The 10,905-nt window shown below is 62.1% G+C and carries 6 protein-coding genes; 4 read left to right on the top strand and 2 right to left on the bottom strand.

The genetic code is table 11. The annotated features are described in order from the left end of the window. Nucleotides 1-314 precede the first annotated feature (314 nt). From GX444_09765 to GX444_09755, 3 genes are all read left to right on the top strand, one after another. The gene (locus GX444_09765; GenBank protein ID NLH48875.1) at nucleotides 315-1,121 is read left to right on the top strand and encodes a helix-turn-helix domain-containing protein; all 807 of its coding nucleotides are present in this window, start codon (nucleotides 315-317) and stop codon (nucleotides 1,119-1,121) included. 170 nt (nucleotides 1,122-1,291) lie between these two features. Then, a complete protein-coding gene (locus tag GX444_09760; protein NLH48874.1) occupies nucleotides 1,292-2,890 on the top strand; it encodes a hypothetical protein in 1,599 nt (532 codons plus the stop codon). Beyond that, the gene (locus tag GX444_09755; GenBank protein ID NLH48873.1) at nucleotides 2,887-5,463 is read left to right on the top strand and encodes a hypothetical protein; all 2,577 of its coding nucleotides are present in this window, start codon (nucleotides 2,887-2,889) and stop codon (nucleotides 5,461-5,463) included. The genes GX444_09760 and GX444_09755 overlap by 4 nt, the downstream gene beginning before the upstream one ends. A 22-nt stretch (nucleotides 5,464-5,485) precedes the next feature. Here GX444_09755 and GX444_09750 read toward each other — a convergent pair whose 3' ends face one another. Together GX444_09750 and GX444_09745 are read right to left on the bottom strand one after the other, a co-directional pair. Then, nucleotides 5,486-6,784: a M18 family aminopeptidase gene (locus GX444_09750; GenBank protein ID NLH48872.1), complete on the bottom strand. Its 1,299-nt coding sequence runs from the start codon at nucleotides 6,782-6,784 to the stop codon at nucleotides 5,486-5,488. Next, nucleotides 6,781-7,758, bottom strand: coding sequence for a glycosyltransferase family 2 protein (locus tag GX444_09745; protein ID NLH48871.1), 978 nt, complete (start codon nucleotides 7,756-7,758; stop codon nucleotides 6,781-6,783). Before GX444_09745 ends, GX444_09750 begins: the two co-directional genes overlap by 4 nt. A 231-nt stretch (nucleotides 7,759-7,989) precedes the next feature. On the opposite strand from GX444_09745, the gene GX444_09740 reads away from it, so the two are divergent. Continuing rightward, entirely contained in the window at nucleotides 7,990-10,296 is a 2,307-nt protein-coding gene (locus GX444_09740; GenBank protein ID NLH48870.1) for a PAS domain S-box protein, read from the top strand. The last annotated feature ends 609 nt before the right edge of the window (nucleotides 10,297-10,905 follow it).

Genomic DNA, 10,905 nt, shown 5'->3' with positions numbered 1-10,905 from the left:
GGCTCGTCCCCTTTCCAAAATGATTCGGGATGTGGCATCGCCCAGATCATCCGGTGAACCGAAAAATTCGACCGACAGTCGAACTAGAGGAAAGTTATATCTTGACAACCACTTGTCCTTTCCGAGAAGGGATGCGGTTAAGGTGAGACGGCTAAGGACCTCCACAGAGAGACGGAGTAAAAAACCGTGTTCCTTCTCGGAACGAAGTGTCTCGAAGGGCACGGGCCTTCGTTTTTCCGGTTGTTTCCCCAGCGGGAAAATTTGATACAATCATTCGGATACACTTTGTAGCGAACGGCTGGTGAGGGCCGGGCATGCTGGAACAGCTGATCCGATCGCGAACCACGCGGGTTCGCTTGAACATCATGGCTTTGGAAAGGGCCATCGCCGGGGCGAAACTGACGGCGATCGCCGCCGCCATCGCCAACAAGGGAAAGCATTCCATCGCCCCCAGCACACTGACCCGTTATTTGTCGGGTGAGCGAAGTCCGTCCTTCGGGCAGGCCATTCAAATCGCCACTGCCGTCGGCCTGGATCCGGTGGAACTCATTCTTGGCTACGCCGACGACAAACGGGCGAAGTCAACCAACTGGATCAGCGATTTCGCCGAAAAAAGCCATTTGCCCCTGGGCATCGATCTGCGGCGGTTCATCGGGAAATCGGGCCATTTTTTGCAATATTTGTACTTCGACGGCATCGTCGGCGGCGGGCCGTACCGTTTTTCCTTTCGCACCCAGGAAGGCGAAATCGGTTATGCTTCGGTCCCAATTTGCGTCGCGCCGCGCGATTTGCCCCTCACGATCCGTTTTCTTTACCGTTCGCACTTCATTCCCGGGCTGCCCTTGATCAGCGAAATCGGCAAGATCCGGGTCGATGAAAAAACCGTACACAGCGTCGAGTTGTGGACGCTGCGCGAAGAGACGCAACCGAAAAAGAAAGCGCAAACGTCCTTTCAAATCCGTTTCTGGCAGGACAAGGACCAGGCGACCTTTTTCCTGATCGCCGAAAAACCGTTTTCCGTGGCCGGCGAGGAACGGGTCATTCATGTTGGCGCCGGCAATCCCGACGAACCGACCGTCACGTATCATCCCACCGGCTTTCACCAGTACTCGACCGCCTGACTTTTTTGCCAAAACCTCGTTAAAAAACCGGCCTTTTGGTAACCGGATTTTCTTGTTTCCAAGGCAATACCCTTGCTATTTCTTATAGTTGGCGCCGGGCACGATTTCAGATGAAGGACGGCCGGTCAGCCACAGCGGTCGAACTTCAATCTTCGAGGGAATTGCCCATCATGATCAGACAAGCGCAACGAATACTCTTCGTTCTGGCGGTGATTGTATCGGCCATGGCTTTCTTGTCGGCGTGCGGCGACGACTCCGAATCAAGTTCGGGGCAGGCTCAGGCGGATGATGACGATGATGATGACAACGATAATGACGACGACGACAACGACAATGATAACAACGACAACGACGACAGTTCGGACGACGACGATGACGATTCGATTTTCCATCATCCACACGACGGCAGGCTGTATGTCGCGGCCGGTTCGGCCGTCATCACGCCGAACGACGAAAACCATCCTTGTCTGCAGACGCTGGCCGGCACGGCGCTCAATCGCCTGGCGACCGGGGTGCACGACGAGCTCGAATTGCGGGTGATCGTCATGGAGAAGGACGGAGTGCACTTCGTTCTGATCGTCGGCGACCTGATCGGTTTGCGGTTGCCGGACGCCCAACTCGTCATGAAGGCATTGGCGGCATATGGCGTCGACCCGGAGCACGTGATTTTTTCCAGCACGCACTCGCACGAAGCGCCCGATACGGTCGGCATCTGGGGCAAAAACGTCTTTCGTACCGGCCGCTGCCCCGAATACATCAATTTCCTGATCGCGACGGCGACGGCGAAGGTCGTCGAATTGGCCGCGCAAATGGTGCCCGTCACCGTCGAAGCCGCTACCGTTTATCTCGATGACCCGCAGGCGCCCGATCCGGCCTGGGTCGCCGACTCGCGCTGGCCGTTGATCAAGAACCGGAACCTGACCGCCGCGCGGTTCCTCGACGAGGCGGGCAAGACCGTCGCCACGCTCGTCAACTGGCATTGCCACCCGGAAGTGTTGATCTGGTCCTCCGAGTATTCGGCCGATTTTCCGCGCTGGCTGCGCAACCGGATGGAAGATGAGTTCGGCGGCATCGCGGTCTACATTTCGGGCACGGTGGGCGGCCTGCTGAATCCGTTCGACATCGGCGTGCCGGAGTACACCGCCGACGGCGAACCGGTTTTGGAAAACGGCCAACCGGTCTACATCGGCGACGGCAGCGAGGCGAATATGTGGAGCATGGGCTATGCACTGGCCGATCGGGCCATCGCGGCGCTGGCCGACGCGACACCCTTGGACCTGGCGCTGACCGTCGATACCACCGCAGTGAAAATTCCGGTCACCAACCTGGTGATCGTGCTGGCGATCGTGACCGGGCTGGTGCCGCCGTTCAACGGACTGGTCACCGACGAGCCCGGATTCTGCGGCTTTTACGGCTGTTTTGTGCAGACGCTGCAACACGTGCGACTCGGACGGCTGCACCTGGTCGCGGTGCCCGGCGAGGGGCTTTCGGAAAGCTCGATCGGCCGCGTGGAAACCGCTTACGATTTCGGGGCGCCCTGGGGCGTAGCGGTTTTTCCGGCGATGTCGGGTTACCGCGAGGCCTTGCCGGAAGGCGATCTGCTGATCGACATCGGACTGGCGAACAATGAAATCGGCTACATTCTTCCGGAAACCGATCTGCACCCGGCGTCGCACCCCGACTATTACGAGGAAAAGTACAATATTTCCCGCCCCGCGGAACGGATCATCCGCGAAGCGCTGACCGAAATGCTGGACGGTTCGCAATGAAGAACGAACGACGGTTGCCGCGCGCGCTTTGCGTCCTCGTCCTGCTATCGGCGCTTTTCCTCGGCTGGATCGGCGGCGGTTGCGTCTCGCCGGCGACCGATTCCTCCGGGGACCACGCCGCCGGCGATGACGAGTCGCCGACTCCGGAACCGGACGACGATTCGGCCGCGGATGACGACGACGATAGTACGATCGACGACGATGATAATGATGATGATAACGACGATGACGACGACGACGACAATGATGACGATGATGACGACAACGACGACGATTCGTCTCCGTGGCCGTGCGTACCGCCGGTGAGCGGCCCCCGGACCGCCTTGCAGGCGGGCGTCGCCGTCGGCGACCTTTACGCGCCGATCGGCGGCAGCATGGGCGGATACGGTTCGCGGCCGGGCCCCGATCATCCCTACGCCCTGGCCATGGGCGCCTCGACCGGTTACTTCGGCAAACCCAATGTCAAAGCCGTCGCCCTCGACAACGGCGAAACGCGCCTCGTGATTGCCCGGATCAGCGCCGCGGGCGTATCCGAATATTTGTACCGCGAGGTGCTGAACCAGGTTTGCGAAACCGCCGGCATCGATCTGACCGGACGGCTGTGGCTGTCGGCGACGCACGACCATTCCGGCCCCGCCCACTACATTCCCGTGCCGGTCATTCTGGGCGGCGTCGGCACCGACGTGTTCGACCGGAATTACACCCGACGGATCGCCGCTTCCATCGCCGCGACCATCCGACAGAGCCTGGACGGGCTGGAGCCGGCGGCTTTGGCTACCACGGTCGAAACGCCCTTCGATCCGCTGGACACCTGGTCGGCCGATCGCCGTTGCAACAACGACCCGCCGCGTTACAAGGAAGACCGGTTGTTTCTGGCGCGCCTCGACCGCGCGGACGGCACGCCGCTGGCGGCCTTGATCAGTTTTCCCGATCACGGCGTCTGGATGGGCAATACGCGGATGTCCACCGATCTGCCCGGCGCCTTCGAGGAAGGTTTTCAGAAAACGTTCGCCGACCGGATCGAAGCCTTTTTTCTGCAAGGGCCGACCGGCGACGTGAATCCGTCGGCGACCCCGCACGGCCACAACGACGAGCAAGGCATGGAGTGGCATGCCCAAAGCATCAGTCCCGTTTTGCGCGCCGTGTATGACGATTTGCATCCCACCACCGACGTCGACCTGGGCATGGCGACCAAGCCGCTGCACGTCAGCCGAGAGGAAATCGGTTACGCCGACGACGAATTCGGTTGGCGGAGCGCCTGGTCGGGGGAGTTTCATCCGTACCCGGACGGCGCCTTTTATTGCGGCTCGCCGGACGTGTGGGCTTCGCTGCCCTATCTGAGCGACCACGGCTCCGTCGTCGATTGCAACGAACCGTCGACGCAATTGGTCGACGGCTATTACGGTTGCGTTCTGCCGCTGTGGTTCATCGACGCCTGGTGGACCTGGGCGCTGAATCCCACGGAAGTCGCCGCGGTGAAGCTGGGCGATACGCTGTTGGCGCTCATCCCGGGCGAACTGACCAGTTGGCTTGCCAAGCGGTTGCGCGAAAACCTGAGCGTCGCCACGGGAATCCCCGACGACCGTCTGGCGACGTTCGGCTATTCGAACGGTTTTCAATCCTACCTGCTGACCGAGTGGGATTGGCTTCAAGGCGGGTACGAGACCTCCATGAACATGTGGGGTCCGAAGTACGGCGATTGGCTGGTCGATCGGGACGTCGAGTTGGCGGTGGCCCTGTTGGCGGGCGAGGCGCCGGTTTATCCCGAACCCGCGTTGCCGTCCGTTCCCTGGCCCGATTTTCTCCCCACCGGTTTCGAAACCGCCGAGGCGCCCGGCGACGCGCTGGAGCAGGTTCAAGCGACCTACCGCCGGTTCGAAACCGTCTCCTTCTCGTGGGCGGGCGGCTTCACCGGCGTGGATTTTCCGCAGGTCGCCTTCGAGCGCGAGTCGGGCGGCGAATTCGCGCCGGTTCTGTTGCCCGGCGACCGGCCGCTGACCGATCAATACATGGAGGTCAGGCTCGATTACGAGGCCGTTCCCGGATACGACGAACTACCGTTCCCGGCTTCCCGAACCCATCGTTACACGATCCGTTGGGAACTGACCGCCAACACGCCGCCCGGCCGGTATCGCCTGCGGGTTCAGGGCCACACGTGGACCGGCGCGGAAACCGTGGAATACGAAACGTTGTCGGCAACCTTCGAGGTTCAGGAAAGCGATCAGGTCCAGGCGCGGGATTTGACCGTCGTCGCGCTCGGCGGCGAGGAATTTGCAATCCGCTGCGATGCTTTTTGGCCGCCGAATCCCGACGGCTATCGGTTGCGCCACCCGGATTACGGTTCCGCCGAATGGTCGGCGGTCACCGGCGGGCAGGCCGTCGCGACGATCGAGGTCGAGGGCGGCCAGGCGGAAACGGTCGACCTGACCGCCGATGCGCTGGGCCGCTTCACGGGTACCTGGCGACGCACGCAAACCGGCCTGCAGCATACGGTCATCGTTTATGCCGGCGACCTCTTGGATGGTTTCGGCAATAGCAACGAGGCCGATACCGAGCCGGTCCCCGTGCCGTAGGCCCGCCCGATAAGGTATTTTGCTACTCCACCTTCGCCCGCAGGTGCGCGGCGAGGAGGGCCGAGAGCATTTCGCAGTCGGCGGCGGCGGTCGTTTCGCGGATCGAGTGCATCGCCAGCATCGGCGCGCCGACGTCGACGGTCGGCAGGCCCAGGCGGGTGGCGCTGATCGGGCCGATTGTCGAGCCGCATGGCAGGTCGGTGCGGTGCACGTAAAGCTGCGCCGGCACCCCGGCCGCCTCGGCGCAGAGCTTCAGATAGGCGCGCGACTCGGCGGTGGTGGCGTAGCGTTCGTTGGCGTTGACCTTGATGACCGGGCCGCCGCCCAGGCGGATTTTATGCTGCGGATCGTGGAAGTCGGCGTAGTTCGGGTGCAGGGCGTGCGCGCCGTCGGCCGACACCAGCCGCGACCGCGAGATCGACCGCAGCAGGTCCTCGCGCGGATTCTCGCCGCCGAAGCACAGCCGTTCGAGCACGACGTCCAGCAGCGTCGAGCTCGCGCCCCGCGCCGTGTTCGAGCCCACTTCCTCGCTGTCGAACAACACGACCAACCGCGTCGGCCCCACCTGCTCCTGCCGCTGCTCGGCCAGCGCGACGATCGCCGCGTGGCACGAGACGAGGTTGTCGATGCCGCGCGCGAAGAGCAGCTCGTTGCCCAGGCCGCCCAGCGCGGGCGGCTGCGCGTCCACCAGGTCGAGGCAGTAATCGACGATCGCCGCCGGCTCGACGCCCGCCGCCTCGGCCAGCGCCACGCGCAGCGCGCCGTCGGTCGCCTTGTCGTCCTTCGTCAGGCCGTAGATCGGCGGCAGGTGTTTTTGCTTGTCGAGCTTCAGGCCGTCCTCGTTGACGCCGCGGTTGAAGTGCAGGGCCGCGTTGGGGATGCGGCAGATCGGCCGTTTGAGGTGCACCGGCTCCTCGCGCAAGCGGCCCTGGTCGCTGAGCACCAGGTAACCGGCGAGGGTCAGGTCGCGGTCGGTCCAGGTCGCCAGGATCGGCCCGCCGTAGACTTCGACGCCGAGCTGCCGGTAGCCTTCCTTAGCGTAGGGAGCGTTCGGCTTGAGGCGCAGCGCCGGCACGTCGGCGTGCGTCCCGACGACGCGGAACCCGGCTTCCGCCGGCGGCATGATGCCGACGACGCCGGTCAGCAGCGCGCCGCGGCCGCGCCGGACGAAAAAGGCGTCGCCCGCGCCCAGGTCCCAGGAATCGCCCTCGCGCAATTCGAAAAAGCCTGCGTCAGCCAGCCGGTGGGCCGCCGCCTGAACGGCGTGCGCCGCGGTGGGCGAGGTTTCGAGGTATTCGAGCAAATCCTGGGCGTAGCTCATGACGGCTCCTTTCCGGAACGGCTTTTCGGTTCGCGCAGGTAATAGATGGGTTTGCCTTGCGACTCGTGGTAGGTGCGCATGTTCATTTCGCCCAACAGGCCCATGGCAAGCAGTTGTACGGCGGCGAAGGTGAGCAGGATCCCCGTGAGGAAGAACGGGTTGCCGGTCATGTCCATGCCGATCAGCAGTTTCATCAGCAGGACGGCCAGGAAGCTCAAGGCGCCCAGCGCGCCGGCGATCAGCCCCACGCCGCCGAAGATGCGGATGGGCTTGGTCGAAAAGCGCATCATGAACATGACGGTCAGAAGGTCGAGGATCACCTTGTAGATCCGGCCCATCCCGTATTTGCTGCTCCCGAATTGCCGCGGGTGATGCCGCACCGGCACCTCGACGACGCGCGCCCCGACCCAGTTCGCCCAGGCGGGGATGAAGCGGTGCATCTCGCCGTACAGTCGCACGTCTTTGATCACCGACCGGCGATAGGCCTTGAGCGTGCAGCCGTAGTCGTTGAGCATCACGCCGGTGATCTTGGAAATCACGCGGTTGGCCACCCGCGACAAAAACATGCGCGGTCCCTCGTCCTGCCGGTTTTTCCGCCAACCGCTGACCACGTCGTAGCCCTGATTGATTTTTTCCAGCAGCAGCGGGATGTCGGCCGGATCGTTTTGCAGGTCGGCGTCGAGGGTGACGACGATTTCGCCCCGCGCGTGATCGATGCCCGCGGCCAGGGCGGCGGTCTGGCCGAAATTGCGGCGGAAATGCAGGACTTGCAGCCGCGGAGTTTCGCCGGCCAGCCGGTCGAGCAGTTCGCCGGAGCCGTCGGTGGAGCCGTCGTCGACCAGCAGGATTTCGTATTCCAGGCCGAGCGGCGCGACGGCCGCGGTCAGCCGTTCGACCAGGCCGGCCAGGCTTTCCACCTCGTTGAAAACCGGGACGGTGATGGAAAGCAAGGGAGCGGTCGCTTGATCAGCCATGGGGGCCATCCTTTTGCGTTTTTGGTCTGATACCGTTGTGTTTACCCGAAAACCGGCGGTTCAACAAGACAAGTCGGCGGCCGGCGGGATCGGGCCGTCCCGGAAGAATTCGCGTATTGGTTTGTTTAAAGGCTTGTCTTTACCGGATGATATTTTATAAACTCTAGGCAAATCCAATCGTAAATTCTTTTAACTTGCCGACCGGCCGAGCGAGCGAGGGATTGCAGGCGCATGGACGAAGCGGGGACGATTCGTCAACATCTGAGGCTGTTCGACCAGCTGGAAGACGCGGTCGTGGTGGCCGATCACGATTACCGCGTCGTGTTCGTGAATCGCGTCGCCGAACAGTTGTTCGGCCTCACCGCCGAACAAGCCGCGCATCGACGCCCGGAAGAAATCATTCAATTTTCATCCGGGACGTTTTCCTACGACGACCTGTACCGGACCATCTCGGAGGCGGGCGTCTGGAAAGCGGACGTTCAGCGAACCGCCGCGCTTGGTGATTCGTGGCTGGAAGTGACCATCAAGCCGTTTGAACTGGCCACCGCGTCCTTTGTCGGCCTGTTGTTCACCGCCCGCGATATTTCCCCCCGCAAACAGATCGAGGAAACGCTCCGACAGACCGAATCCCGTTACAACCTGCTGGCGGAAAACGCCCAGGACGTCATCTGGATCCGGGACATGAGCTTCAAAACGGTCTGGATCAGCCCTTCGGTGAAAAACCAATTGGGCTACACCGTGGAGGAAGCGCTGGAATTGGACGCGCCGACCGTGTTGACGCCCGCCGCCCTCGAAGTCGTCGTGCGGCTGATCGCCGAAGGCGCCGCCGGCATCAAAACCAAACAACGCGCGGTGCTCGAACACATCCGCAAGGACGGGCAGCACATTTTCGTCGAGGCCGACGCCACCCTACTGTTCGACAAAAACGGCGCGCCGACCGGCTACCTGGGCGTTTCGCGCGATGTCACCGAGCGCGTGCGGACCGAAGCGAAGCTGCGGGAAAGCCGCGAAAATTATCAGGTGCTGGCCGATAACACCCCCGACCTGATCGCCCGCATCGATCCGCAATTCCACTTTTTGTACGTCAACCAGACGGTCGCCGCCTTGTTCGGCAAAAACCGGGAGGATTTTATCGGCAAATCGCCGGCGGAACTGGGCTTGCCGGAAAACTTCTGCCGCTTCTGGGAGGAGCAGGTCCGCCAGGTTTTCGACACCGGCGAACCGCACGACGTCCTCCACGAAATGAGCGCCGCGACCGGCGGGGCGAACGGCACCGCCAGCTATCACTGGTACCTCTATCCGGAAATCGGGCCCGACGGCAAGGTTCGCTCGGTGCTTTCATCCGAGCGCGACATTAGCAAGATCAAGCGCATCGAGGAGGACAAGCGCAAGCTCGAACTCCAATTGCTGCAATCGCAGAAAATGGAATCCATCGGCCGCTTGGCCGGCGGCATCGCGCACGACTTCAACAACATCCTGACCGGCATCGGCGGTTACGTCGATCTCATCCTGCCCAAGATCAAACCCAACAGCACGATCCGCCCGGGCGTGCTGGAAATCCGCCGCGCCGTCAACCGCGCCGCCGGCCTGACCGAACAACTGCTGGCCTTCAGCCGCAAGCAGATCGTCGAGCCCAAGGTGATTCAGCTCAACACCCTGATCGCCCAAGCGGTCGGCATGCTGCAGCGGATCATCGGCGAGGACATCCGCCTGACCTACCGGCCCGATCCGGCGCTGGGCCTGATGAAAATCGACCCGCACCAGGTTGAACAGATCCTCGTCAACCTGGCTTCGAATGCGCGCGACGCCATGCCGCGCGGCGGCGACCTGATGATCGAGACGCAGGCTTTGGCCGTCGACCACAACCGTTCGGACGGTTTCGACGGTCTGCCGCCCGGGCGCTACGCGGTGCTCAGCGTCAGCGATACCGGCGTGGGCATGGACGACACGGTCAAGAGCCAGCTCTTCGAGCCGTTCTTCACCACCAAGGAGGTCGGGCGCGGCACCGGTTTGGGCCTGTCGACCATTTACGGCATCATCCGGCAGAACAAAGGCGCGATTCAGGTGCAATCCGAACCGGGCCGAGGCGCCACGTTCCGCATCGCGCTGCCGCTGATGGAACCCGAGTATCCGCTACCGGCGGAGGAAGCGCCGGTGGAAATTCCGCGCGGCAAGGAAACGATTCTGCTGGTCGAGGACGAGGACATGGTGCGGACCGTCGCCCACCGGGTGCTCGCCGATCACGGCTATACGGTGGTGGAGGCGAATAACGGTCCGGCGGCGTTGCAGTTGTTCGAGCAGGCGCCCGATCGCTTCGCCTTGCTGCTGACCGACGTCGTCATGCCGCAGATGAACGGCAAGGAGCTTTACGATCAGGCGGCCGGCCTCAAGCCCGGCCTCAAGGTGCTTTACATGTCGGGCTATTTTCGCGACGTCATCTCGCGCCACGGCATCCTCGACGAGGAAACCAAATTCCTGCGCAAGCCGTTCACTTCCGAAATGCTGGTGCTGAAGGTCCGCGAAGCGCTGGATTCGTGAGCGGGGCGTTTTTGGCCGTCTTTCTGTGCGTCGGCCAGAATCCACGCTGGGAGCGTCAGCGACTTGACTGGTGTAGGAGCGGCTTAGCAGCCGCGATAAAAACCTAAACCGTCTTTCCGTGCGCCAGCCGAAACCCAAACTGGGAGCGCCAGCGACTTGACAGGTGTAGGAGCGGCTTAGCTTGGGGCCGGTGGATTTGCGTAAATATAACAATTGCGCGCCAGCGACCTGACTGGTGTAAGAGCGGCTTAGCAGCCGCGATTTCACCTTTCCTTCAAACCATCCGCCGGATTTGCCGGAACGAATAATTTTCTCTTATTTATCCGTGACTTCCGATTTAACTATGATCGCCAATGGGAGGCTACTCGTAAGTATTAAAAATGATTCACATTTTCCACTTGTTTTTTTTAAGATGTATCTTTCTATTCGCCTTCCGGGTGGAGCAGCGTGGTTGGATGAGGTGAGGGTGGCGGTGAAGGCGTTTGGAGAGCGATCATGCCCAATTGGTACGTCGATCCCGACCAGGCCGACGATTCCGGCACCGGCGAAAGCTGGGCCACCGCGAAAAAACATCTCAACGCCATGATCCAGGCGCTGACCTATCCGCTG

The sequence above is a fragment of the Myxococcales bacterium genome, assembly GCA_012517325.1.
Taxonomy (GTDB): Bacteria; Lernaellota; Lernaellaia; order Lernaellales; family Lernaellaceae; genus JAAYVF01.
Note: the sequence above shows the minus strand (reverse complement) of the source record. Positions and strands in the feature narration are given on the sequence as shown.